This is a genomic window from Kitasatospora sp. NPDC096147 (genome assembly GCF_044763225.1).
In the GTDB taxonomy this organism is placed as follows: domain Bacteria; phylum Actinomycetota; class Actinomycetes; order Streptomycetales; family Streptomycetaceae; genus Kitasatospora.
Map to the genome: position 1 here is coordinate 190,185 of NZ_JBIWFX010000012.1, position 25,298 is coordinate 215,482.

Here is a 25,298-nt window from a genome sequence, read left to right on the forward strand (position 1 = left end):
CGACCGGACGCCAGCCGGATGATCACGCTCCGTTATGGCCGACCGCTCCGCACCCATGACCATCTCTCCGAGACGGCGCTCATCCCCCGGCGCCGTCACCCAGCACCGGCGCCGCCCTGACGCCGTGTGCTGAACGACAAAGGGCCCCGTTCCCCCGCGGGGCCCTTTGCCCTTTCCCGGGCCGGCCTGGGCAAGGCCCGGCCCCGGCCAGTCCCGGCCCGGCCCGGCCCGGCCCGGTCAGCGCTTGCCGAAGTCCAGCACCTCGGTGCCCTGGGCGGGCACCGTGCCGGAGGCGGTCAGCTCCAGCCCGATCGGGTCGTCCTCGGCCGGCCCCGGGTCGTCGGCCGACTCCGGGCCGCCGCGACCGCCGAAGCGGTCGAGGAGCTCGGGCAGCACCAGCACCGCCACGACGGCCAGCGCCAGGTGCAGCGCCAGCAGCGGGAACACGCCCATCCCGATCGCGAATTCGGTGACCATCGCCCGGGGCTCGTCCCTGGTGCCGGCCCCACTCATCCGGAAGGCCATCTCGTACCGGCCCCCGGCGACCGCCGTCAGCAGGGTGAGGCCGATCCAGAGCAGGCCCGCCGCCCGCAGCCGGGCCGGCCGGTCCAGCCGGCGCACCGACAGGGCGAGCAGCACGGCGGCGGCCACCAGCAGCAGCGGGGCCAGCCCCCACTGGCCGGTCAGCTCGCCCCGGTCGAACAGCGAGAAGGTCCGGGACTCCCACTCCTGCTCGTCCTGGCCCGGCCCACGCCCGGTGGACCCCAGGTGGACCCCGACGCCACCGCCGAAGCCCAGCAGCGCGAGGCCGAGGTTGGGCAGCACCATGAGCCCCGCCAGCGCCACCTTCAGCGGGACGGTCACCGCGAGCACGACCACCGCCACCAGGGCGGACAGCCCGACCACCAGGCCCGCGCCCCGCCCGGCCCCGGCGACCGCGGCCGACCAGGCCGGGGCGCGCTCGCGCAGTGCGGCGGAGCCCCGGCAGACCCAGAGTGCGGCCAGCCCGGCCAGTACGGCGGTGCCCAGCAGCGGCCCGAGCAGACCGACCGTCAGCTCGCTGTGCCCGGACCCGTCGGTGAAGTCCTCCGCACCGGCGCCCTCCGCCAGGGTCTGCTCGGAACCGGCGAGCAGGGCGAGCAGCCCGCCCGCCAGTACGGCCAGCAGCACCGCACGGACCGCCTGACGGATGCTCACCCCGGCCCAGCGGCGCAGCCCGTGGCCGAAGAGCAGCAGCCAGAGCAGGGTGACCGTCATCGGCACCAGCTGGACCGTCAGCGAGGTCTCGTTGTGGTAGGCGTCGCCGCCCATCGCCGCCATCGAGTAGTCCGAGCGGGAGGTCAGCGGCCCGCCGAAGGCCGCCAGCACGACGGCCAGCCCGACCCCGAACCGACCGGCCAGACCCGGGCCGCCGAAGCCGTCGTCCGCACCGCCGACCCCGTCCAGGCCGATCCCGAACAGCAGCCCCACCAGCAGCAGCAGTCCGGTGGTGGCGGCCACCAACCCCAGCACGCGCCACCAGCCCGGCCCGGTCAGCAGGTCGAGCAGCCCGCTCCACCGCCGGGGCGCGACCTCCCGCCCGCCGCCCCAGCGCTCCGCGCCGTCCCCCTCCGAGCCGTCCCCGTCCGGACCGTCCGGGCCGTCCGGGTGCCCGCCCCCCACCAGCTCCGGCTCGCCGATCGCCGGTCCGGCACCGGCCGGTGCCGGCACCGCCGCGAACGCGGCGCCGCAGGCGGCGCAGTGCGCCGCCCCTTCCGCCGAGGCCGCCCCGCAGGTCGTACAGATCGCCATGTCGCCCCCCTCTAGAGGGGGCGTTTATCCCATCGGCACTGACGGGGTGTCAACCGGAATCCGCTGGTCAGGCCTTCTTCGGCACCACCGGCACCGGCAGCAGCAGCTCGCCGAAGGCGCCCTTCGGGACGGCCGGCGCGACCGGGGCGACGGCCGCCACCCGGCGGTAGGCCTCGCCCTGGGCAGGGCGCGGGTCGGCCTCGCCCTTGTTCGGCCACATCGACATGGCCCGCTCGGCCTGCGCGGTGATGGTGAGCGAGGGATTGACCCCGAGGTTGGCGGAGACCGCCGAACCGTCCACCACGCTGATCCCGGGGTGGCCGAAGAGCCGGTGGTACGGGTCCACCACGCCGCCCTCCGGGGTGTCCGAGATCGGGCAGCCGCCGAGGAAGTGCGCGGTCATCGGGATGTCGAAGATCTCGCCGACCGAGCTACCGGCGAAGCCGTTGATCGAGGCGGCCAGCGCGTCGGCGCCCTGCTCGGCGGCCGGGATCCAGGTCGGGTTGGGGGCGCCGTGGCCCTGACGGGAGGTCAGCTTGCCCTTGCCGAGGCCGTCCTTCTTCAGCGAGACGGTGATCGAGTTGTCCAGCGACTGCATCACCAGCCCGATGATGGTCTTCTCCGACCAGCGGTGCTGGTTCATCGAGAGCGCGAAGATCCACGGGTGCCGGGCGGCGGTCAGCGCGTAGCGCAGCCAGCGCGGGCCCCGGCCCTCGCCGGAGACCTGCTGCACCGAGAGGGCGCCCATCGCGTTGGAGCCCTTGCCGTAGCGGACCGGCTCGATGTGGGTGTTGGCGTCCGGGTGGATGGAGGAGGTGATCGCCACCCCCTTGGTGAAGTCGACGCGCCCTCGGCCCCCGGCCGGCGGGGTCCCCTTGGCGTACCGCCGGTCGGTGGTGGAAGCCCCCACCAGCGCCTCGGAGTTGGTCCGGGTCAGCTCGCCCAGCTTGGCCGGGATGCCGGGCAGGAAGCCGCGGTCGCGCATCCGGTGCAGCAGGTTCTGGGTGCCGTAGGTGCCGGCCGCCACCACCACCCTGGCGGCGGTGACGGTCCGGGCGCCGGCCTTCACCCGGTCGGTGGTGGAGCGGGAGTTGGTCCGCCGCACGTCCACCGCGAAGCCCTCGCCGTACGGGCGCAGCCGCTCCACGGTGGTGAGCGGGTGGATCTCGGCGCCGTTCCGCTCGGCCAGGTAGAGGTAGTTCTCGGTGAGCATGTTCTTGGCGCCGTGCCGGCAGCCGGTCATGCACTCGCCGCACTCGGTGCAGGCCCGCCGCCGGGGCCCGGCACCGCCGAAGTACGGGTCCTCCGCCTCCTCGCCGGGGGCGGCCTTGACCCGGCCCTCGCCGTCCTTGCCGTCGCCGAAGAAGACGCCGACCGGGGCCATGTGGAAGGTGTCGCCGACACCCATCCGCTCGGCGGCGTCCTTGAGGTGGACGTCGGAGGGGGTCATGGTCGGGTTGTCCCGGACCCCGAGCATCCGCCGGGCCTGGTCGTAGAAGGGTGCCAACTCCTCCTGCCAGTCGGTGATGTGGGCCCACTGGCGGTCCTCGAAGAACGGCCGGGGCGGGACGTACAGGGTGTTGGCGTAGTTCAGCGAGCCGCCGCCGACCCCCGCCCCGGCCAGGATCAGCACGTTGGCCAGCAGGTGGATCCGCTGGATGCCGTAGAGCCCGAGGGCCGGGGCCCAGAGGTAGTTCCTGGTGTCCCAGGAGGTCTTCGGCAGCTCGTCCGACCCGAACCGCCGGCCGGCCTCCAGCACCGCGACCCGGTACCCCTTCTCGGTCAGCCGCAGCGCCGAGACCGACCCGCCGAAGCCCGACCCCACCACGACCACGTCGTAGTCGAAACCACCATCCGCCATGAGACCCACAACTCCCGAGGGAAGAGCAACGGCTGTCCGGATACTGCCTACTTGAACCGAAGTGCCTTGAGCGCCTTGAGGCTCGACGTGAACAGTGCGGCGAACTTCTCGTCCGTCAGCCCGAAGGCCGGGCCGAGCGGCATCACCCGCTGGGTGGAGATGGTCTGCGCCTCGGTGTAGCGCAGGATGCCGTCCGAGCCGTGCCGGCGGCCGAGGCCCGAATCGCCCATCCCGCCCATCGGGGCGGCCACCGAGCCGTAGGCGGCGCCATACGCCTCGTTCACGTTCACGGTGCCGGTGCGCAGCCGGGCCGCGACCGCCCGGCCGCGCCGGGCGTCCTTGGTCCAGACGCTCGAATTCAGGCCGTACGGCGTGGAGTTGGCGGCCTCGACGGCCTCGTCCTCGGTGTCGAAGCGGTAGATCGAGACCACCGGGCCGAAGGTCTCCTCCTCGCACACCGCCATCGCGGGGGTGACCCCGTCCAGCACGGTCGGCTCGTAGAACAGCGGGCCCAGCTCGGGCCGGGCCTGACCGCCCGTCAGCACCGTGGCGCCCGCCTTGACGGCCTCCTCCACGTGCCGGGTGACGACCTCCAGCTGCCGCTCGGAGACCAGCGAGCCCATGTCGGCGCCGTAGGCCAGGCCGCCGCCGAGCCGCAGCGCGGCCGTCCGGGCGGTGAAGCGGGCGAGGAACTCGTCGGCGACCGAGCGGTGCACGAAGAGCCGCTCGATCGAGATGCAGAGCTGACCGGCCGAGGAGAAGCAGGCCCGCACCGCGCCCTCGGCCGCCCGGTCCAGGTCGGCGTCGGCCAGCACCAGCATGGCGTTCTTGCCGCCGAGTTCGAGCGAGGCGCCGACCAGCCGGGCGGCGGCCCGCTGGGCCACGTCGCGGCCGGTCCGGGTGGAGCCGGTGAAGGAGACGTAGTCGGCGTGCGCGACCACCTCGGGGCCGACCACCGGGCCGTCGCCGATCACGATCTGCCAGAGGTCGGCGGGCATCCCGGCCTCGATCAGCAGCTCACGGGCCCAGAGCGCGGTCAGCGCGGTCTGGGTGTCCGGCTTGTTGACCACCGCGTTGCCGGCCGCGAAGGCCGGCAGCGCATCGCCGACGGAGAGCTCCAGCGGGTAGTTCCACGGCGAGATCTGGCCCACCACGCCCTTGGGGCGGCGGGCCTCCACGGTGTGGGTGAGCACCGGCACGGCCCCGCCGCGACGGCGGTCGCGCAGGTAGGTCGAGGTCATCCGGCCGTAGTGCCGGGCGGCCAGCGCGGCGGCCAGCACCTCCTCGAAGGCGTGCAGCCGGGCCTTGCCGGTCTCCGCCTGGATCAGGTCCAGCACCTCGTCCTGACGCTTCAGCAGCAGGTCGTGGAAGCGCAGCAGCACGCCCTGGCGGTGCCGCACCGGCAGCGCGGCCCAGGTCTTCTGGGCCCGGCGGGCCAGCTGGTAGGCCACCTCGACGTCGGCCGGGGTGGAGCGCGGCAGGGTGGCCAGGCGCTCCCCGGTCAGCGGGGCGGTGGTGTGCACCAGGTCGGGCTCGCCGGTGGCGGTGACGCCCTTGGCCAGCCGGGCGACCAGCGCGGCCGGCACCGCCGAGGCGACGGTGCGGGCCGAGCCGGGGGCCGCGGGGTTGCGTCCGGTGGTCTGTCGGGCTGCCGTGGTGTCCGTCATGGGGCGCAGCCTAGGCCCTGCGCCCGCCCTTGTGTACCCGCCGGTAACAGAAAACGCCCGGGGCGGTCGTTCTCGGTCAGGAACCGCTGAACCCGTTGAGCACCGTGGTGTAGAAGCGCTGCCCGGCGGTCCAGTCGCTCTCCGGGTAGGAGACGTAGATCGCGTACGAGGTGCCCTTGTCGTCCCGGTACTCCACCTCGCGGACGTTCCGCCGGACGTCCTTGAGCAGGTAGCTGAACTCCCAGACCGCACCCTCGTGGCCGTGCACGTCCACCTCGTTCATGGCCACCCTCCGGTACTCCCGGAGGTTCTTGACGGTGCTCTCCATCTCCTTGAAGTGCGCCAGCGGGGTGAGCGGCTGACCGACCGCCACGGCGAACTGCACGTAGCGGTTGCGCTTGTCCGGCGAGTAGTAGATCTGGTTGTTCTCCACCGTGCGCTCCCAGACCGGGCCGTCGGTGGGCAGCAGGAAGCGGAAGCCGGCCGGGTCGTCCACCCAGCGGAAGCCCTTGGGCGCGGCAGCACCCGGGGTCACCGCCGCGGTCGGCGCGGCCGGGCCGGGGTCCTCCTTGCCGCCCTGCCGGGTGAGCGCGTACGTCCCCGCACCGGCCAGCACCGCGACCAGCACGCCGGCCGCCAGCATCCGGGGCCAGCGCCGCCGGGGGCCGGGGGGCACGGGAGCACCCGGGAGCGCGGAGCCGACGGGCTGCGCCGCAGTGGCGGGGTGCACGGTGCCGACGGGGTGCACGGGAGCGGTGGAGTGCGCCGGGCCGGCGGGAGCGACGGGGGTCGTCGGCGCGGTCGGCGCCTCGGCGGACGACGCGGACGACGCGGACGACGCGGACGACGCGGACGGGCCGTCCGGCCCGTCCGGAGCCGGGTCGGGCCGGTCCACCACCGGCACGTGCTGGGTGGGCTCGGCCCGCTGCCGCTCCGGCGGGGCCGGGGCGAGCGCCATGGTGTGCCCGGCCCGCACCTCGGAGAGCATCCGCATCGCCTGGTCCGCCCCCGGCCGCTCGGCCGGGTCCTTGGCCATCAGCGCGGCGAGCACCGGCCCGAGCGGCCCGGCCCGGCGGGGCTCCGGCAGCGGATCGCCGACCACGGCGGCCAGCGTGGTGATCGGCGAGGTCCGGCGGAACGGCGAGTCCCCCTCCACCGCCGCGTACAGCGTCGCGCCCAGCCCCCACAGGTCGGACGGCGGCCCCGGCCGCTCGCCCTGGGCCCGCTCCGGGGCCAGGTAGTCCGGTGAGCCCACCAGGTCGCCCGGGCGGGTCAGTTCGGTGGAGCCCTCGAAGGTGGCGATGCCGAAGTCCAGCAGCACCACCCGGCCGGTGCCGTGCTCCAGCAGCACGTTGGCCGGCTTCACGTCTCGGTGCAGCACGCCGAGTTGGTGCCCCCGGTGCAGCGCGGCCAGCACCTGGCAGCCGACCTCGGCCGCCTCCCGGGGCGAGAGCGTGCCGTCCTGGCTGATCACGTCGGCCAGCGAACGGCCGTCCACCAGCTCCATCACGATCCACGGCCGGCCGTCCTGCTCCAGCACGTCGTGGATGGTGATCACGCCCGGGTGCTTGATCCGCGCGGCGGCCCGGGCCTCCCGCTTCATCCGGGACTGGAGGATCTCCAGCTCCTCCTCCGGGAGGTGGCTGACCGTCAGCTCCTTGACCGCCACCTCGCGGTCGAGCATCTCGTCGCTCGCCTGCCAGACGGTGCCCATGCCGCCCCGGCCGAGCCGCTCCCCGAGTCGGTATCTCCCCGCCAGCAGACGCTGGCCGTCCTGCCCGTCCACAGCGACTGCTCCCCCCGTACCCGGTGTTCGAATTCCGTACCTGCACAGGTTAGATCAGCCGCCGAGCGCCACCACCGCCGCCACCGCCGCCACCATCAGCGCCAGCAGTGCGCCCACCAACAACGGCCCGAGCAGCTTGGCCGGCACCCTCGACCGCCGCACCTCCACCGCCCCCTTCGGCCGGCGCTCCACCGGCCCCCGGGGCCTGGTCACCACCGGCCCGGCCGCCCGCTCGACCGGCAAGCCGGCCGACAGCCCGGCCGCCCGCCCCGGCCCGAACGGCTCCGGCGCCCCCGCGAGGAACGCGGCCAGCCGGGGCCGCAGCTGTCCCACCGTCAGCCGGCCGGCCAGCAGCCCCGCCACCACCTCGCGCAGCGGCCCGCAGCCCTCCAGCGACTCGTGCCGCCCGTCCCGGACCGCCGCCAGCAGCTCCCCCAGGTCCCGCTCCGGGTACGGCGCCCGGCCGGTCAGCAGACGGTGCATCAGCACCCCCAGCGCCCAGCCGTCCCCGGCCGCCCCGCCGTACGGCGCCCAGCGCTCCGCCCGTACCCCCAGCAGCACCGCCCGGGCCTCGTACACCCGGCGCTCCAGCACCCCGCCGAGCTCCCGGCAGTACGCCTCCTGCACCGCCCCCGGCAGCAGCCCGCCGAGCATCGCCGCCCCGTCCTCGCCGACCAGCACCGACTCCGGCGCCACGTTCCCGTGCACCACTCCGGCCGCATGCAGCCCCGCCAGCGCCCGGGCCAGGTCCGCCGCCAGCTCCGCCACCCGGTACGGCTCCCACGGACGCTCCGTCAACTCCGTGAGGGCGCTGCCCGCCGGGGCCTCCTCGGCCACCCAGAGCCGCCGGCCCTCCACGAACGCCTCGAACCCGCGCAGCAGCCTCGGCCCGGCGGGCACCCCCGCCAGCTCCCCGGCCACCCGCACCGCCAGCGCCTCCCAGGGCTGCGGCCGGTCCCAGTCCTCCTGATCCAGCACCTCGGGGAGCGTGATCTCCACCAGCCGCACCTGCTCGTCGCCCAGCACGGCCGCCACGGCAGCACCCAGCGGACGGTCCGTCACCCGGTACCGCCCGCCGACCAGTTCCCCCGGGGCGTGCATGTTCGTCCTCCCTCGGGGCCAGGGTACGCGGCCCCACGCCGGACGCACCCGGCCCGACCGCCCCTAGGACGGCCGACCGGCCGCCTCGGTTCCGCCGTGCCCCGGAGGGCAACCTCCGAGGCACCGTGGAGGGCCCGGCCGGGCAGGCGCTCAGGGACGCGAGACCCTACCGACGTGCGGCTCCGCCACGGGCACGGGTACGGAAGACCACCCACCCGCCACCGAACCACCATCCACCGGCCGCACCCCGGAGGGCACGCCCGCCCCGCCGCCCTCTCTATGCTCGTCCCGAGTGATCCCGACCCCCGGGAAGGGGTGCTGCGCGGTGGTGGCCGAGGTCGTCGTGGTGGGAAGCGGTCCGAACGGCCTGGCGGCGGCCGTCACGCTGGCCCGGGCCGGGCTGGAGGTCGAGGTGCGGGAGGCCGCCGACACCTTCGGCGGCGGCCTGCGCACGGAGCCGCTGTTCCGCCCCGACGTGCTGCACGACATCTGCGCCGCCGTCCACCCGATGGCCACCGCCTCCGCGTTCTTCCGGTCCTTCGACCTGCCCGCCCGGGGCGTCGAGCTGCTCCGCCCGGAGATCAGCTACGCCCACCCGCTGGCCGACGGTCGGGCCGGTCTGGCCTACCGCGACCTGGACGCCACCTGCGAGCGGCTCGGCCCGGACGGCCCCCGCTGGCGGGCCCTGATGGAGCCGCTGCTGAGGCACAGTCAGGGCCTGGTCGACTTCATGCTCTCCGGCCAGCGCTCCCTCCCCACCGACCTCACCGCCCCGTTCCTGCTGGCCCGGGGCCTGCTGGCGCACGGCACCCCGCTGGCCGCCCGGCAGTTCGCCCGCCCCGAGGCCGCCGCCCTGCTCGCCGGGGTCGCCGCCCACGTGGTGGGCCCGATGCCGACGCCCTCCGCCGCCTCGGTGGCGCTGATGCTCGGTCACCTCGCCCACGCGGGCGGCTGGCCGCTGCCGCGCGGCGGCAGCGTCCGGATCGCCGAGGCGCTGGCCGCCGACCTGACCGCCCACGGCGGCAGGCTGACCACCGGCGCCCGCCTGGACGACCTCCGCGAGCTGCGCGGCGCCCGCGCCGTCCTGCTCGACCTCGGCCCGAAGGAGTTCCTCCGGGTGGCCGGCCCGCTGCTGCCCCCGGCCTACCGCCGCCGCCTGGGCCGGTACCGGTACGGGCCCGGCGCCGCCAAGGTGGACTTCCTGCTGAACGGCCCGGTGCCGTGGGCCGAGCCGCTGGTCGGCCGGGCCGGCACGGTGCACCTGGGCGGCACCCAGCAGGAGGTGTTCCGCCAGGAGAGCCTGACCGCCCGGGGCGTGCCGGGCGGCGCCCCGTTCGTCCTGGTGGTCGATCCGGCGGCAGCCGACCCCTCCCGGGTCGCGGCCGACGGCTGCCGCCCGCTCTGGGCGTACGCGCACGTGCCGCACGGCGACCGCACCGACCCGGCGGAGCTGGTCACCGCCCGGATCGAGCAGTACGCCCCCGGCTTCGCCGGGACGGTGGTCGACCGCCGCTCGCTGAGCGCCGCCGCGCTGGAGTCGTACAACCCCAACTACGTCGGCGGCGACATCGCGGCCGGTGCCATGACGCTCCGTCAGGCCCTGCTCCGCCCGACCCCGGCCTGGGACTCGTACCGCACCCCGCTGAAGGGGGTGTACCTCTGCTCGGCCGCCACCCCGCCGGGGCCGGGGGTGCACGGCGCGTCCGGCCACCTGGCGGCCCGCTCGGCGCTGCGCCGCGAGTTCGGCATCCGCACCGCGCCCCCGCTCGGCCCGAAGGACTGAGCCCCGCCCCGCAGCGGGCTGACCGCCCGCCAGGGGCTGACCGCCCGTCAGGGGGCGGGCTGGAACGAGTCGAAGGCCGTCTGCCGGGCCTGGACCTGCTCGGGCGAGTTCCAGACCTTGTCGGGAGCGATCCAGTAGAGGGCGTAGCCGTACTTCCCGGTCACGAAGCCCCGGTTGAGCGCGTGCATCCGGACCCCGTCCTTCTCGTAGGTCCACTCCCAGTCCGCCGAGTTGCTCCAGGACCGGAACGGCGCCGAACGGGTGCCGAGGCTCTGGTAGTTGAGGAAGCTGGCCGGCCCCCTGGCATCCGACTCCTGCCAGTCCTCCAGCGCGCTCGCCCCCGGGGTGGCCGTCCAGTCCACGATCAGGGTGACCCCGTTGCCCCGGAACGGGTGCCGGCTCTGGTTCACCGGCTGCTGCTCCAGGCCCTCCGGAACCGAGACCGTGAAGCCCTGCGCACCCCGCACCTGCTTGTACCCGGCGGGCACGGCCGCCGGGGTGCTCGGGGTCGGGCTCGGCGACGGCGTCGCCGACGGGCTCGGCGTGACGGTGGCGGTGGCGGTCACGGTGGCGGTCGCGGTGACCGTGGCGGCGGGTGCCGGGGCCTGCGGCTGCTCGGACGCGGGCGGTGACGGAGCGGGCGTCAGCGGTGCGGTGCCGGCCGGCAGCTGGGCGCCCGGCTTGGTCCCCGGGTCCGCCTCGCCCTCCGGCCAGAACACCACCCCGGCCACCACCGCCGCGACCACCGCGACGGCGGCCGCCACCAGTCCCCAGCGGCGCCGCGCCCCGGCCCGCTCGACCGGCCCGCCCGGCACCCGCGGCGCGGCCAGCACCGTGGTGGCCTCCGCCCGGGCGGTCGCCTCGGCCGCCACCCGGCGCAGCATCGCCCGCGCCTGGCCGGCGTCCATCCGCCGGTCCGGGTCCTTCTGCAGCAGCCCCTCGATCACCGGCCGCAGCAGCGGCCCGGCCTGCACCGGCGGCTCCAGCTCCTCGGTCATCACCGCCGTCAGGGTGGCCAGCGCCGAGCCCCGGTCGTACGGCGGCGTGCCCTCGGTCATCGCGTACAGCGTGCCGCCCAGCGACCACAGGTCGGCGGGCGGGCCCGGCTTCTGGCCCTTGGCCCGCTCCGGGGATATGTACGAGGGGGCCCCGACCAGCATCCCGGTGGAGGTGACCGAGGTGTCCCCCTCGACGCTGGCGATGCCGAAGTCGGTGAGCACCACCCGGCCGTCGTCGTCCACCAGCACGTTGGAGGGCTTCACGTCCCGGTGCAGGATGCCCAACTCGTGCGCCTCGCAGAGCACTCCGAGCACCTCGAGGGCGATCTCGGCGGCCCGGGCCGGGGCCAGCGGCCCGTCCTGCTGGATCACCTCGGCCAGCGAGCGCCCGCCCACCAGCTCCATCACGATCCACGGCCGGTCGTCCTCCTCGACCACGTCGAAGACGGTCACCGCCGCGCTGTGCCGGATCCGCGCGGTCGCCTTGGCCTCGCGCAGCGTCCGGGTGATCAGCCGGTGCCGGTCGGTCTCGTCCAGCTCGACCGGCATCCGCAGTTCCTTGACCGCGACCACCCGGCCCAGCATCTCGTCCTCGGCCCGCCAGACGGTGCCCATCCCGCCCCGGCCGAGCACCCCGGTCAACCGGTAGCGGCGGGCCAGCAGACGTCCGTCGGTCTCCGTCATCGATGTCCCCCAGGGTCCGGCAGCCAAGCCCCCATTCTGGCGCCTCCACCCGACCCCGCGTCAGCCGCCCCCGCCCGTACCCGCGTTCGTACCCGACCGGTGACCTGAAACCACTGTTCCCGGCCGGTTCCACGCTGCTAGCGTTCGCGGTCGTTCGCATCACCGTTCACGGGGGACCCACCAGATGAGCACCGACCAGCCACAGCCCGTTCCGCCCGCCCACCAGCCCGCCGGGCCCGCCCCGGCGGCGCCGCCCGCCCCGGCCGCCTTCCAGCCGACCCCGCCGCCGCCCGCCGCCCCGCAGGCCCCGGGCCTGGCCGTCGCGGCAGCCGTCGGCGCCGCCCTGCTGGCCGGCCTGGCCTACGGCCTGCTGGCCAAGGCGATCGACCGCGAGATCGGCTGGGCCGTCTTCGGCATCGCCGCCGCCGTCGGCGTCTGCCTCGCCAAGCTCGGTGGCCGCAATCCCGTGCTCCCGCCGCTCGGCGCGGTGCTCACCGCGCTCGGCCTGTTCGTCGGGCAGTTCTTCGCGATGTCGCTCTTCGGCCACGAGGAGCTCGGCATCCCGGTGCTCGACCTGTTGGTCGGCCAGGCCGACCTGACCTTCGAGGTGTGGAAGGAGAGCCGGGACTTCATGGACGTGGTCTTCTACGGCATCGCCCTGTTCTTCGGCTTCAACTCCACCCAGCGGTTCGCCTCCTGACGGAGCCGCAGGCACGCGGAAGGCCCCCGCTCCTCCAGGAGGAGCGGGGGCCTTCCGGCATGACGGTGCGTCAGCGCTGGGCCGGGTTCACCGTGACCTCGACGCGCTGGAACTCCTTGAGCTCCGAGTACCCTGTGGTGGCCATCGCCCGACGCAGCGCGCCGAACAGGTTCATGGTGCCGTCCGGGGTGTGCGAGGGGCCGGAGAGGATCTCCGCCGTGGTGCCCACGGTGCCCAGGTCCACCCGCTTGCCGCGCGGCAGCTCGTCGTGCACCGCCTCCATGCCCCAGTGGAAGCCCTTGCCCGGCGCGTCGGTGGCCCGCGCCAGCGCGGCACCGATCATCACCGCGTCGGCGCCGCAAGCGATCGCCTTCGCCAGGTCGCCGCTGTAGCCCACGCCACCGTCGGCGATCACGTGCACGTACCGGCCGCCGGACTCGTCCATGTAGTCCCGGCGGGCCGCCGCGACGTCCGCCACTGCGGTCGCCATCGGCACCTGGATGCCCAGCACGTTCCGGGTGGTGTGCGCGGCACCGCCGCCGAAGCCCACCAGCACGCCGGCCGCGCCGGTCCGCATCAGGTGCAGCGCGGCGGTGTAGGTGGCGCAGCCACCGACGATCACCGGGACGTCCAGCTCGTAGATGAACTGCTTCAGGTTCAGCGGCTCGGCCGCGCCCGAGACGTGCTCGGCCGAGACGGTGGTGCCGCGGATCACGAACACGTCCACGCCCGCGTCCACCACGGCCTTGGAGAACTCGGCGGTCCGCTGCGGCGACAGCGCGGCGGCGGTCACCACGCCGGAGTCGCGGACCTGCTTGATCCGCTCCTTGATCAGCTCGGCCTTGATCGGCTCGGCGTAGATCTCCTGGAGCCGGCGGGTCGCCACCGTCTCGTCGGTGATGGCGGCGATCTCGTCCAGCAGCGGCTGCGGGTCGTCGTAGCGGGTCCAGAGACCCTCCAGGTTCAGCACCCCCAGACCGCCGAGCTCGCCGATGGCGATCGCCTGCGCGGGCGAGACCACGCTGTCCATCGGAGCGGCCAGGAACGGCAGCTCGAACCGGTAGGCGTCGATCTGCCAGGCGATCGAGACCTCCTTCGGGTCCCGCGTACGACGGCTGGGGACGACGGCGATGTCGTCGAAGGAGTACGCCCGCCGGCCGCGCTTGCCTCGCCCGATCTCGATCTCAGTCACTTCGAGCCCTTCCTGCACATGCTTTGCTGGTCGCCCCAGTATCCCGCACCGAGCCGCACCGGCGCGCAAGCGTCCGAAAGGGCGCCGCAGCGCACACGCCGAGGGGCGCGGGGTGCCGCGCGGCCCGGACGACGGCGGCACCGGCGACCGAGGCTCCGTGAGCCGGTCGCCGGTGCCGCCGTCACCCTGCGCGCAGTCCCTCGCGCCCCCGGGGCCGCGCTGACCTGCCGTACGTCGGAGGGACCGTCAGCGGCCGTGGTAGTTCGGCGCCTCGACGGTCATCTGGATGTCGTGCGGGTGGCTCTCCTTGAGGCCCGCCGAGGTGATCCGGACGAACCGGCCCTTGGACTCCATCTCGGCCACGGTCGCCGCGCCGACGTAGCCCATGGTCTGCCGCAGGCCGCCGACCAGCTGGAACAGCACGGCGGAGAGCGGGCCCCGGTACGGCACCTGGCCCTCGATGCCCTCGGCGATCAGCTTCTCGTCGGAGGAGACGTCGGCCTGGAAGTAGCGGTCCTTGGAGAAGGACTTGGCCTGGCCGCGCGACTGCATCGCACCCAGCGAGCCCATGCCGCGGTAGGACTTGAACTGCTTGCCGTTGATGAAGAGCAGCTCGCCCGGCGACTCCTCGCAGCCCGCCAGCAGCGAGCCGAGCATCACGGTGTCGGCACCGGCCGCCAGCGCCTTGCCGATGTCACCGGAGTACTGCAGGCCGCCGTCGCCGATCACCGGCACGCCGGCCGCCTGACAGGCCAGCGCGGCCTCGTAGATCGCCGTGACCTGCGGGACGCCGATGCCGGCCACCACGCGGGTGGTGCAGATCGAGCCCGGGCCCACGCCGACCTTGACGCCGTCCACGCCCGCGTCGATCAGCGCCTGGGCACCGTCCCGGGTGGCGACGTTGCCGCCGACCACGTCGACGCCCACCGCCGACTTGATCTTCGAGATCCAGGACAGCGCGTTGTGGCTGTGCCCGTGCGAGGTGTCCACCACCAGGAAGTCCACGCCCGCGCCGACCAGTGCCTGCGCCCGGTCGAAGGCCTCGGAGGAGGCGCCCACGGCCGCACCGACCAGCAGCCGGCCCTCGGAGTCCTTGGCGGCGTTCGGGTACTGCTCGGCCTTGACGAAGTCCTTGACGGTGATGAGGCCCTTGATCCGGCCCTCGTCGTCGACCAGCGGCAGCTTCTCGATCTTGTGCCGGCGGAGCAGCGCCATCGCGTCCGTCCCGCTGATGCCGACCTTGCCGGTGATCAGCGGCATCGGGGTCATGATCTCGCGGACCTTGCGGCTGCGGTCCGACTCGAAGGCCATGTCGCGGTTGGTGACGATGCCGAGCAGCTTGCCCGTCTCGTCCGCGATCGGCACGCCCGAGATGCGGAACTTCGCGCAGAGCGCGTCCGCCTCGGCCAGCGTGGTCTCCGGGCCGACCGTGATCGGGTCGGTGACCATGCCGGACTCGGAGCGCTTCACCAGGTCGACCTGGTTGACCTGGTCCTCGACCGAGAGGTTGCGGTGCAGCACGCCGACGCCGCCCTGACGGGCCATCGCGATCGCCATCCGGGACTCGGTGACCTTGTCCATCGCGGCGGAGAGCAGGGGGATGTTGACCCGGACGTTGCGGGAGACCCGGGAGGAGGTGTCCACCTGGTTCGGCATCACCTCGGAGGCCCCGGGCAGCAGCAGGACGTCGTCGTAGGTGAGACCGAGCATGGCGAACTTCTCGGGTACGCCTGCGGCGTTGTAAGACATGAGTGGGGACCTTCCATGGCGGCCGTCGTCTGATCCCGCGCTCCCCGCTGAGGGTCCGGGGGAGCACGCTGCTCTCGAACCGGCACTAGCTCAGGACCGCCAAGACACCCGAGGCTTTGGAGGAACCTCCGAGGGAACCTCGCCCACACCCGCGAAACTTTGGCGACCTGCCCAGGCGCCGATACCCCATGGTACTGGCAACCGGTATGCCGAACTCGCGCCCCCTTGACAACACCGCGCGGACCGCATCCCTTCCGGCGGCCGTCAGGAGCTCTCGTCCGCCAGTTCGGCCAGCGCCCGCAGCCGGCTGAGCGCCCGGTGCTGGGCGACCCGGACGGCCCCCGGCGACATGCCGAGCACCTCCCCGGTCTCCTCCGCCGAGAGCCCGGCCGCCACCCGCAGCAGCACCAGCTCGCGCTGGCGGGCCGGCAGGTTGGAGAGCAGCTCCTTGGCCCAGGCCGCGTCGCTGCTGAGCAGCGCCCGCTCCTCCGGGCCGAGCGCGTCGTCCGGCAGCTCCGGCAGGTCGCCGGGCGGGATCACGGTCGACCCGGGGCCGCGCATCGCGGCCCGCTGGAGGTCGGCCACCTTGTGCGCGGCGATCCCGTAGACGAAGGCCTCGAACGGCCGGCCCTCGTCCTTGTACCGGGGAAGCGCGCAGAGCACCGCGACGCAGACCTCCTGGGCCACATCGTCCACGTGGTGCCGGGCCCCGCCGGGGAGCCGGAGCAGCCGGCCCCGGCAGTAGCGGAGCGCCAGCGGGTGGACGTACGCGAGCAGGGCCTCGATGGCCGGCCCCTCACCGCGCACGGCGGCGGCCACCAGCTCACCGAGCTCGACCGCCGACGCCGCGACGGCCGGTGCCTCGGCCGGGGCGCCGGGTGGGCCACCGGCCGTGGGAGCGTCGTCGTCGCGCATCGGTCCATGGTGCCTGGTCGACCCGGAGAACGCGGCACCGCCTCCGGAGTTGTGCATCGGAACGTTATGCGTCGCCCCCACCGCCCCCGCCTCCGCCCGCTGGTCCCCGAGGTGCTCCACTGCTCCATGGTGCAGCCTCGGGACCGTAACGCCATACGTCTGAGCGAGCGTCGGCCGGCGCGGGCCGGTCAGCGGACCAGGCCCCAGCGGAAGCCGAGGGCCACCGCGTGCGCGCGGTCCGAGGCGCCGAGCTTCTTGAACAGGCGCCTGGCGTGCGTCTTCACCGTGTCCTCGGACAGGAACAGCTCGCGGCCGATCTCCGCGTTGCTCCGGCCGTGGCTCATGCCCTCCAGCACCTGGATCTCACGGGCCGTCAGGGTCGGTGCGGCCCCCATGTCCGGGCTGCGCAGCCGACGCGGGGCGAGCCGCCAGGTCGGGTCGGCCAGCGCCTGGGTGACGGTGGCCCGCAGCTCGGCGCGCGAGGCGTCCTTGTGCAGGTAGCCGCGCGCCCCGGCGGCGACCGCGAGCGCGACCCCGTCCAGGTCCTCGGCCACGGTGAGCATGATGATGCGCGCGCCCGGGTCGGCCGAGAGCAGCCGTCGGACCGTCTCCACCCCGCCCAGGCCGGGCATCCGGACATCCATCAGGACGAGATCGGAGCGGTCGGCCACCCAGCGGCGGAGGACCTCCTCACCGTTCGTCGCCGTGGTCACCCGGTCGACCCCGGGGACCGTCGCCACCGCGCGGCGAAGCGCCTCCCGGGCGAGCGGGGAATCGTCGCAGACGAGTACGGATGTCATGACCGTCGTCCTCCGCAGCTGATCCGCGTCACGTTGAGCCTCCTGGCTGGTACGAATCTCTCCGACACGGCCGAATGGCGAAGGACTTCGGTCGCCCCGCGGTCTCCCGCGATCGTTCCCGACGCCCAGCGCCCGCTAACCGCCTCCGCACTTCCAACGACCGTCACTCGAATGAGTTACGGCCTTCAGGGCCATCTCCACCACTGTACGTGGCCGACCCGTTACCGATCAGCCGCATCGCGGTGCACACGCCGCACTTTCGTGCTGCTCACGCGCTTGCCGCGCACCACCGGCGCCTTCCGAGCATCCCCCGCGCGCCCGGAGCCACCCGATCGGCGCGCCGACACGTGCCAAACCCCATGCCCCCATTTGTCCGTTTTTATAGCTTCTGTGGGGTCATTGACTGTTGTGCACCGCTGTGAGTGACTTGTCCCAGTGCTTGCCGTAAGTCATATTTCCAGGTGTCCATATCGGGTCCGGGCAGAGCAGCCGGGCGGACCGGGACACCACCCCCAGCAGTCCATGAAGGGAACAAGTGCCATGGCCGACTTCTCCCGCCTCCCCGGCCCGAACGCGGACCTCTGGGACTGGCAGCTCGCCGCCGCCTGCCGCGGCGTGGACAGCTCGCTGTTCTTCCACCCGGAGGGCGAGCGCGGAGCCGCCCGCAGCTCCCGCGAGGCCAGCGCCAAGGAGGTCTGCATGCGGTGCCCCGTACGGACCCAGTGCGCGGCCCACGCGATGGCGGTCCGCGAGCCGTACGGCGTCTGGGGCGGACTGACCGAGGACGAGCGCGAGGAGCTGATGGGGCGCTCGCGCAACCGGCTGGTCGAGGTACCGCTCACCATGCCGGCCGGCCTCCGGCACTGACGGCGCGTCACCCCGTCGCAGTAGTCGCAGAAACGTTTCTTCGAGGCGCTGGGGCACCAGTCCCCGCCCCTGGATGTCCGACGGGGTCAGCGGGCGGCGGCAGCACCGGCGAGCTGGTCCAGCATCAGCGCCACGGCCGGCACCTCGGCCAGGTCCGGCAGGGTCAGCGCGACCACCTGACGCACCGCCGCCGCCCCCGAGGCGGCCCGCACCGGCACCGTCGCCAGCCCCTCGTGCCGGGCCGCCTCCAGGGCCAGCCCCGGCAGCACCGCCACCCCCAGCCCGGCCGCCACCAGGCCGACCACCGCCGGGTAGTCGTCGGTGGCGAAGTCGATCCGGGGCTCGAAGCCGGCCCCCGCACAGAGCTCCACCAGGTGCCCCCGGCACTGCGGGCAGCCCGCGATCCACTGCTCCCCCGCCAGCTCGGCCAGCTCCACCGGCCTGCTCTCATCCCGGTCCGCCAGCGGGTGGCCGGCCGGGAGCAGGCCCACCAGCGGGTCGTCCAGCAGCGGACGCACCACCAGGTCCGACCAGTCGCTGGCCGCCTGGCTGGCCGCCGCCTCCAGGGTGGCCTCCGCCCGCGCCTGACGGGCCGTCACGTGCGGGGCCGGCACCGAGGTCACCCCCTGCGAGTCCGGGTACCGGAACGCCAGCGCCACCTCGCACTCCCCGCCGCGCAGCATCGCCAACGACTCCGGCGGCTCGGCCTCCACCAGCGACACGCGCACCCCCGGACGGGCGCCCCGCAGACGGGCGACGGCCGGCGGCACCAGGGTGGAACTGGCCGTCGGGAACGACACCAGGCGCACCCGGCCGGCCCGCAGCCCGGCGATCGCGGCGACCTCCTCCTCGGCGGCGGACAGGCCGGAGAGGATCCCGTTGGCGTGCTTCAGCAGCACCTGGCCGGCCTCGCTCAGCTGCATCCCCTTGCCGGAGCGCACCACCAGCGGGGTGTCCACCGACTTCTCCAGCGCCTTCATCTGCTGGCTGACGGCGGGCTGGGTGCAGCCCAGCTCCCGGGCGGCGGCGGAGAAGGAGCCGGTGCGGGCGACGGCGCGCAGGACGCGCAGGTGGCGGGCCTCGATCATGTCTCCGTTATAAGCGATCCTTTGGGCAAACGCCCAACTGCCCAGGTGACCACGCCAGGCCCGCGCTCCGCACCCGGAGGCCCGCCAAGCCCCGCGCTCCGGGCCCGGAGGCCCGGAGGGCCGACAGGGGCGCGGGGAACTGCGCGAGACGGAAGACACAGACCCGTCTGCCGGGTACGGAGAACCACCTGCACGTGAACATCCGCACCCGGCACACGAGTCGTCGCGTCCCCCTTCGCGCAGTTCCTCGCGCCCCTGACCGCCCTCCGGGCGGGCCAAGGGCGGCCCGAAGGAGGCCCCAGGACGACCCGGAGAGCGGCCCGGAGGGCCGATAGGGGCGCGGGGAACTGCGCGAGAAGGAAGACACAGACCCGTCTGCCGGGTACGGAGAACCACTTGCACGTGAACGTCCGCACCCGGCACACGAGTCGCTGCGTTCCCCTTCGCGCAGTTCCTCGCGCCCCCAACCGCCCTCCGGGCGGTCCGAGGGCGGTCCGAAGAGCGGTCCGAGGGCGGTCCGACGGTCGGGAACGCCGGAGGCCCGGCTCCTCCCGTGTGGGGGGAACCGGGCCTCCGGGCGGGCTGACGGTGTGTCAGTGGGAGTGCCCGTGGCCGCCGTGCGCGGCGGGCTCCTCCTCGGCCGGCTTCTCCACCACGAGGGTCTCGGTGGTGAGCAGCAGGGAGGCGATGGAGGCGGCGTTCTCCAGGGCGGAGCGGGTGACCTTGACCGGGTCGATGACGCCGGCCTTCAGCAGGTCGCCGTACTCACCGGTGGCCGCGTTGTAGCCGTGACCGGCCTCCAGCTCGGCGACCTTGTGGGTGATGACGTAGCCCTCGAGGCCCGCGTTCTGGGCGATCCAGCGCAGCGGCTCGGCGAGCGCCTTGCGGACCACCGCGACACCGGTCGCCTCGTCGCCGGAGAGGCCGAGGCCACCCTCCAGGACCTTGGCGGCGTGCACCAGCGAGGCGCCACCACCGGCGACGATGCCCTCCTCGACCGCGGCGCGGGTCGCGGAGATGGCGTCCTCCAGGCGGTGCTTGCGCTCCTTGAGCTCGACCTCGGTGGCGGCGCCGACCTTGATCACGCAGACGCCACCGGCCAGCTTGGCCAGGCGCTCCTGGAGCTTCTCGCGGTCCCAGTCCGAGTCGGTGTTGGCGATCTCGGCCTTGATCTGGGCGACGCGGCCCGCCACGGCGTCGGTGTCACCGGCGCCGTCGACGACCGTGGTGTCGTCCTTGGTGATGGTGACGCGGCGGGCGGTGCCCAGCACGTCCAGGCCGGCCTGGTCGAGCTTGAGGCCGACCTCCTCGGAGATGACGGTGGCACCGGTCAGGGTAGCCAGGTCACCGAGGATCGCCTTGCGGCGGTCGCCGAAGCCGGGGGCCTTCACCGCGACGGCGTTGAAGGTGCCGCGGATCTTGTTGACCACCAGGGTGGAGAGCGCCTCGCCGTCCACGTCCTCAGCGATGATCAGCAGCGGCTTGGAGGCGCCGCCCTGCAGGATCTTCTCCAGCAGCGGGAGCAGCTCCTGGATGGAGGAGATCTTGCCCTGGTTGATCAGGATGTACGGGTCCTCGAGGACCGCCTCCTGACGCTCCGCGTCGGTGACGAAGTACGGCGACAGGTAGCCCTTGTCGAACTGCATGCCCTCGGTGAAGTCCAGCTCCACGCCGAAGGTGTTCGACTCCTCGACGGTGATGACGCCGTCCTTGCCGACCTTGTCGATCGCCTCGGCGATCAGGTCGCCGACCTGCTGGTCCTGGGCGGACAGGGACGCGACGGCGGCCACGTCCTCCTTGCCCTCGATCTCGCGGGCGACGGAGAGCAGGTGCTCGGAGACGGCGGCGACGGCCTTGTCGATGCCCTTCTTCAGGGCGGCCGGGCCGGCACCGGCGGCGACGTTGCGCAGACCCTCGTTGACGAGCGCCTGGGCCAGCACGGTGGCGGTGGTGGTGCCGTCACCCGCGACGTCGTTGGTCTTGGTGGCCACCTCCTTGACCAGCTGCGCGCCGAGGTTCTCGTACGGGTCGTCCAGCTCGACCTCACGGGCGATGGTGACGCCGTCGTTGGTGATGGTCGGGGCGCCGAACTTCTTGTCGATGACGACGTTGCGGCCCTTGGGGCCGATGGTCACCTTCACCGTGTCGGCCAGCTTGTTGACACCGCGCTCGAGCGAGCGGCGGGCGTCCTCGTCGAACTGCAGGATCTTCGCCATGGTTCCGTTTCCTCTGGGGATCTACTGACTGCGGGAGCCAACAACCGCGCCCCGGCCGCCGTCTGACGACGAGTGACCGGGGCGGGCTGGAACGACTTACTTCTCGATGATGGCGAGAACGTCGCGGGCCGAGAGGACGAGGTACTCCTCGCCCTGGTACTTCACCTCGGTGCCGCCGTACTTCGAGTACAGGACGATGTCGCCGACCGCGACATCGAGGGGAAGGCGCTGGCCATCCTCGAAGCGACCCGGGCCGACGGCCAGGACGACGCCCTCCTGGGGCTTCTCCTTGGCGGTGTCCGGGATAACCAGGCCGGAGGCCGTGGTGGTCTCGGCGTCGAGCGGCTGGACCACGATGCGGTCCTCGAGCGGCTTGATGGCAACCTTGCTGCTGGCGGTCACGTCCGAGCTCCCCTTCGGAGATTACGGGGTTGTTCTACAGGTAGGTGGCGATGTGCACGTGCCCGCCGTCGCGGGGGTCGGACACGCTTCCATCGCGTTAGCACTCACCCGGTGGGGAGTGCCAAGGACGACCATAGGCGGCGGTTAGCACTCAGTCAACCAGAGTGCCAACGCCGCGTGGCGGCCGTGCGGCCCGCGCCGCTCCGGCGGGGCGGCTCCGCCGGAGGCCCGCAGGGCCGACAGGGGCGCGGGGAACTGCGCGGATCGCCAGGGGGAGACCCGTGCGCCGGGTACGGAGAACCACCTGCAAGTGAGCGCCCGCACCCGACACCCGGCGCACTCCTCCCGCCGCGTGCAGTCCCACGCGCCCCCCAGCGTGGCCGGCCCCCGCCCCGCCGCAGGCACCCATCGGGGCCACCGGTGCAATCCCACCGCAAGCGTCCCCCGCGCCCCGCCGAACGCGCCCGCTCACCGAGCACGGGAGAATGGCCCCGTGGAGATCGACGCGTTCAACGACCTGCTGACCGATCAGGGACAGGCCCTGCTGGCCGAGTTGCGGGAGTTCAAGCCCGGCGAGGAGCTGGCCGTCGCGACCCGGCTGCGGAAGTCGCACCCCGCCCCGCTGGTGACCGCCGCGATCGGGCAGGCGCGCCTGCGCCAGCGGGCCCGGGCGAAGTTCGGCCCGGACGCGGACGCCATGTACTTCACCCCCGACGGAGTCGAACAGGCCACCCGCCGCAGCGTCGCCGACTGGCGCGCCGAGCGCTTCGCCGCGCTCGGCGTCCGCCGCCTCGCCGACCTCTGCTGCGGGATCGGCGGCGACGCGATCGCCCTCGCCCGGGCCGGCGTGCACGTGCTGGCCGTCGACCGCGACCCGCTGACCTGCGCCGTCGCCGCCGCCAACGCCGCCGCCCTCGGCCTCACCGAACTGATCGAGGTCCGCGAGGCCGACGTCACCGAGGTCGACGTCACCGGGTACGACGCGGTCTTCACCGACCCGGCCCGCCGGACCGACCGGGGCCGGGTGTTCGATCCGGAGGCGTACTCGCCGCCGCTCTCCTGGGCCGTCGAGGCGGCCCGCCGCACCCCGTTCGGAGCGCTGAAGGTGGCCCCGGGCATCCCGCACGAGCTGGTGCCGGACGGCGCCGAGGCCGAGTGGGTGTCCGACCACGGCGAGGTGAAGGAGGCCGTCCTCTGGTTCGGGACGAACGCCACCGCCCCGCACCGGGCCACCCTGCTCCCCGGCCCGCACTCGCTGACGGGCGGTCACCTCCCGGACCCGGCAACCGGCCCGGTCGGCCGGTACCTCTACGAGCCGGACGGCGCGGTGATCCGGGCGCACCAGGTGGCCGAGGTGGCCCAGCAGGTCGAGGGCCGGCTGATCGACCCGAAGATCGCCTACGTCACCTCCGACCGCCTGCTCCCCACCCCCTACGCCCAGGCGTACGAGCTCACCGACGTGCTGCCCTACAACGCCAAGAAGCTGAAGGCGCTGCTGAAGGAGCGCCGGGTCGGCACCGTGGTGATCAAGAAGCGCGGCGTCTCCGTCACCCCCGAGGAGCTCCGCAGGCAGCTCAAGCCCAGCGGTCCGAACGAGCTCACCGTCATCCTGGCCCGCACCGACGGCGGCCCGCTGATGATGCTGGGTCAGCCCGCCGCCTGACCGCTCACGGCGCCTGGAGGTAGTCCTCCAGGCGGGCCACCGCGAAGCCCTGCTCCCCGATCCGGCGCAGCAGTTCGGCGAACATCTCGGTCATCGTCTCGCCCTTGAGGTCCTTCGGGCCCCGGAAGTGCGCCAGCACGATGTCGCCGGGCTTCAGCTTCTTGTCGGCGGCCTGGTACTGCATGTCGTGGATCTGCATCGACTCGCGCCAGAGCACGATCGCGCGCGGACCGCACTGCTGCACCGAGGAGTTGAGCTGCGGGGTGTGCGCGCCGTCCCCGTACGGCGGGCGGAACAGCAGCGGGGCCTTGCCGTACTGCTGGGTGAGCGCGGCCTGCGCGTCGCAGACCTCGGCCTTCTGCTTCTCCGGCGAGACCTTGCTCAGCTGGGCGTGGTCGGTGGTGTGGTTGTGGATCTGGTTGCCCAGCTCCTGGAGCGGCTTGAAGTAGCCGTAGTCGTCCTTGACGATGTTCTTGGTCAGGAACATCGAGAACGGCACCTTGAGGTCGCGCATCATCTCGACGAACTTCGGGTCCTTCTCGGCCCCGTCGTCGATGGTCACGAAGACCACCCGGTCCGTGGTCGGCACCTCGGAGAAGACCGGCACCGGGCCGCTCGCGGTCAGCTTCACCGGTTTGTCGGCCGGGGCCGGCGGAGCGGCCGGCAGCGGCTTCAGGCCCCACTTGGCCCAGGCCGCGTCGGCGGTGGCCACCGGGCTGCCGCTCGCGGCCGGCTGACTCCCCGTCACCTGCGGCGAGGGCCCGGTCGACGCCGGGGGCGCGGGCGTCGGCTGGGTGGCCGCCTCCGCGCCGCACCCGGCCACCAGCAGCAGCCCCAGTACCGCAGCCCCGTACGTCCTCTTCACCGTGCTCCCCGTCGTCAGCGCTCCCAGCGGACTCCCAGGAACACTACCGGGATCACCGCAGTGCTTCGTGTGCCGCCGCGTGCAGATCGGCGTGCGGGTCGGCGTGCGGGACGGAGACCTCGGTCACCGGCAGCGAGGAGTCGGCCGACAGGCCGAGCGAGGAGGGCGCCCGGTCGCGCCAGACCATCTCGGCGCCGAGCGCGGCCACCATCGCGCCGTTGTCGGTGCACAGGCCCGGACGCGGCACCCGGAGCACGATGCCCGCCTTGTCGCAGCGCTGCTGCGCCATCTCGCGCAGCCGCGAGTTGGCGGCCACCCCGCCGCCGATCATCAGGTGGTCGACGCCCTGGTCCTTGCAGGCCTTGACCGCCTTGCGGGTCAGCACGTCCGTCACCGCCTCCTGGAAGGACGCGGCCACGTCGGCCACCGGCACCTCCTCGCCGGCCCGCCGCTTCGCCTCCACCCAGCGGGCCACCGCGGTCTTCAGGCCGGAGAACGAGAAGTCGTACTCCGGGTCCTTGGGGCCGCTCAGCCCGCGCGGGAAGCGGATCGCCTGCGGATCGCCCTCGCGGGCCCGGCGGTCCACCACCGGGCCGCCGGGGAAGCCCAGGCCGAGCACCCGGGCCACCTTGTCGAAGGCCTCGCCGGCCGCGTCGTCGATGGTCGAGCCGAGCGGGCGGACGTCGGTGGTGATGTCCTCGCTGAGCAGCAGCGAGGAGTGCCCGCCGGAGACCAGCAGCGCCATCGTGGGCTGCGGCAGCCGGCCGTGCTCCAACTGGTCGACGCAGATGTGCGAGGCCAGGTGGTTCACCCCGTACAGCGGCTTGTCGAGCGCCCAGGCGAAGGCCTTCGCGGCCGAGACGCCGACCAGCAGCGCGCCGGCCAGGCCGGGCCCGGCGGTGACAGCGATGCCGTCCAGGTCGGTGCCCTTGATCCCGGCGGTGTCCAGCGCGCGCTGGATGGTCGGGACCATCGCCTCCAGGTGCGCCCGGCTGGCGATCTCCGGGACCACGCCGCCGAACCGGGCGTGGTCGTTGACGCTGGAGGCCACCGCGTCGGCCAGCAGGGTGGTGCCCCGGACGATCCCGACGCCGGTCTCGTCGCAGGAGGTCTCGATGCCGAGGACCAACGGTTCGTCAGCCATGGTGCCGCTCTTTCCGGTTGTGGGAG

At 73.8% G+C, this 25,298-nt stretch carries 19 protein-coding genes; 4 read left to right on the forward strand and 15 right to left on the reverse strand.

Annotated features, from left to right (window positions below; translation table 11 throughout):
* Window positions 1-237: 237 nt before the first annotated feature.
* The 5 genes from ACIRBX_RS30085 to ACIRBX_RS30105 form a co-directional block, all read right to left on the reverse strand.
* Window positions 238-1,791, reverse strand: a complete 1,554-nt coding sequence (locus tag ACIRBX_RS30085) for a hypothetical protein (RefSeq protein WP_402301660.1) — start codon at window positions 1,789-1,791, stop codon at window positions 238-240.
* Window positions 1,792-1,858: 67 nt separating this feature from the next.
* Window positions 1,859-3,652, reverse strand: a complete 1,794-nt coding sequence (locus tag ACIRBX_RS30090; RefSeq protein WP_402301662.1) for a GMC oxidoreductase — start codon at window positions 3,650-3,652, stop codon at window positions 1,859-1,861.
* Between the two features lie 47 nt (window positions 3,653-3,699).
* Window positions 3,700-5,319, reverse strand: a complete 1,620-nt coding sequence (locus ACIRBX_RS30095) for a succinic semialdehyde dehydrogenase (protein ID WP_402301664.1) — start codon at window positions 5,317-5,319, stop codon at window positions 3,700-3,702.
* Between the two features lie 76 nt (window positions 5,320-5,395).
* Window positions 5,396-7,105, reverse strand: a complete 1,710-nt coding sequence (locus ACIRBX_RS30100; RefSeq protein ID WP_402301667.1) for a protein kinase — start codon at window positions 7,103-7,105, stop codon at window positions 5,396-5,398.
* A 54-nt stretch (window positions 7,106-7,159) separates the two neighbouring features.
* Window positions 7,160-8,206 (reverse strand): hypothetical protein, encoded by a 1,047-nt coding sequence (locus ACIRBX_RS30105; RefSeq protein ID WP_402301669.1) that lies wholly within the window; start codon window positions 8,204-8,206, stop codon window positions 7,160-7,162.
* Between the two features lie 292 nt (window positions 8,207-8,498).
* Here ACIRBX_RS30105 and ACIRBX_RS30110 point away from each other — a divergent pair, with 292 nt between their 5' ends.
* On the forward strand, window positions 8,499-9,989 hold the full coding sequence (locus tag ACIRBX_RS30110; RefSeq protein WP_402301671.1) for a phytoene desaturase family protein: 1,491 nt from the start codon (window positions 8,499-8,501) through the stop codon (window positions 9,987-9,989).
* A gap of 47 nt (window positions 9,990-10,036) precedes the next feature.
* On the opposite strand, the gene ACIRBX_RS30115 is transcribed toward ACIRBX_RS30110, so the two are convergent.
* Window positions 10,037-11,671: a serine/threonine-protein kinase gene (locus ACIRBX_RS30115; protein WP_402301673.1), complete on the reverse strand. Its 1,635-nt coding sequence runs from the start codon at window positions 11,669-11,671 to the stop codon at window positions 10,037-10,039.
* Window positions 11,672-11,855: 184 nt separating this feature from the next.
* Between ACIRBX_RS30115 and ACIRBX_RS30120 the strand changes: the two genes are divergently transcribed.
* Window positions 11,856-12,371: a hypothetical protein gene (locus ACIRBX_RS30120; protein ID WP_402301675.1), complete on the forward strand. Its 516-nt coding sequence runs from the start codon at window positions 11,856-11,858 to the stop codon at window positions 12,369-12,371.
* Between the two features lie 70 nt (window positions 12,372-12,441).
* On the opposite strand, the gene ACIRBX_RS30125 is transcribed toward ACIRBX_RS30120, so the two are convergent.
* The 4 genes from ACIRBX_RS30125 to ACIRBX_RS30140 all read right to left on the reverse strand — a co-directional run bounded on the left by ACIRBX_RS30125 (window position 12,442) and on the right by ACIRBX_RS30140 (window position 17,027).
* Window positions 12,442-13,563 (reverse strand): GuaB3 family IMP dehydrogenase-related protein, encoded by a 1,122-nt coding sequence (locus tag ACIRBX_RS30125; RefSeq protein ID WP_402301677.1) that lies wholly within the window; start codon window positions 13,561-13,563, stop codon window positions 12,442-12,444.
* 246 nt (window positions 13,564-13,809) lie between these two features.
* Window positions 13,810-15,312: an IMP dehydrogenase gene (guaB, locus tag ACIRBX_RS30130; protein WP_402301679.1), complete on the reverse strand. Its 1,503-nt coding sequence runs from the start codon at window positions 15,310-15,312 to the stop codon at window positions 13,810-13,812.
* A gap of 264 nt (window positions 15,313-15,576) precedes the next feature.
* The gene (gene shbA, locus ACIRBX_RS30135) at window positions 15,577-16,227 is read right to left on the reverse strand and encodes an RNA polymerase sigma factor ShbA (RefSeq protein WP_402301681.1); all 651 of its coding nucleotides are present in this window, start codon (window positions 16,225-16,227) and stop codon (window positions 15,577-15,579) included.
* Window positions 16,228-16,415: 188 nt separating this feature from the next.
* Entirely contained in the window at window positions 16,416-17,027 is a 612-nt protein-coding gene (locus ACIRBX_RS30140; protein ID WP_014136228.1) for a response regulator transcription factor, read from the reverse strand.
* Window positions 17,028-17,567: 540 nt separating this feature from the next.
* On the opposite strand from ACIRBX_RS30140, the gene ACIRBX_RS30145 reads away from it, so the two are divergent.
* Entirely contained in the window at window positions 17,568-17,894 is a 327-nt protein-coding gene (locus ACIRBX_RS30145) for a WhiB family transcriptional regulator (RefSeq protein ID WP_402301684.1), read from the forward strand.
* 86 nt (window positions 17,895-17,980) lie between these two features.
* Here ACIRBX_RS30145 and ACIRBX_RS30150 read toward each other — a convergent pair whose 3' ends face one another.
* The 3 genes from ACIRBX_RS30150 to groES form a co-directional block, all read right to left on the reverse strand.
* Window positions 17,981-18,982, reverse strand: coding sequence for a LysR family transcriptional regulator (locus ACIRBX_RS30150; RefSeq protein ID WP_402301686.1), 1,002 nt, complete (start codon window positions 18,980-18,982; stop codon window positions 17,981-17,983).
* A gap of 593 nt (window positions 18,983-19,575) precedes the next feature.
* A complete protein-coding gene (groL, locus tag ACIRBX_RS30155) occupies window positions 19,576-21,198 on the reverse strand; it encodes a chaperonin GroEL (protein WP_402301688.1) in 1,623 nt (540 codons plus the stop codon).
* Between the two features lie 96 nt (window positions 21,199-21,294).
* Window positions 21,295-21,600, reverse strand: a complete 306-nt coding sequence (gene groES, locus ACIRBX_RS30160; RefSeq protein WP_057231242.1) for a co-chaperone GroES — start codon at window positions 21,598-21,600, stop codon at window positions 21,295-21,297.
* 493 nt (window positions 21,601-22,093) lie between these two features.
* Between groES and ACIRBX_RS30165 the strand changes: the two genes are divergently transcribed.
* Window positions 22,094-23,263, forward strand: coding sequence for a methyltransferase domain-containing protein (locus ACIRBX_RS30165; protein ID WP_402301692.1), 1,170 nt, complete (start codon window positions 22,094-22,096; stop codon window positions 23,261-23,263).
* A 4-nt stretch (window positions 23,264-23,267) separates the two neighbouring features.
* Here the strand turns inward: ACIRBX_RS30165 and ACIRBX_RS30170 are convergent, their stop codons facing one another.
* Together ACIRBX_RS30170 and tsaD are read right to left on the reverse strand one after the other, a co-directional pair.
* Entirely contained in the window at window positions 23,268-24,128 is an 861-nt protein-coding gene (locus ACIRBX_RS30170) for a polysaccharide deacetylase family protein (RefSeq protein WP_402301694.1), read from the reverse strand.
* 52 nt (window positions 24,129-24,180) lie between these two features.
* Window positions 24,181-25,272, reverse strand: a complete 1,092-nt coding sequence (tsaD, locus tag ACIRBX_RS30175) for a tRNA (adenosine(37)-N6)-threonylcarbamoyltransferase complex transferase subunit TsaD (protein ID WP_402301696.1) — start codon at window positions 25,270-25,272, stop codon at window positions 24,181-24,183.
* Window positions 25,273-25,298 lie beyond the last annotated feature (26 nt).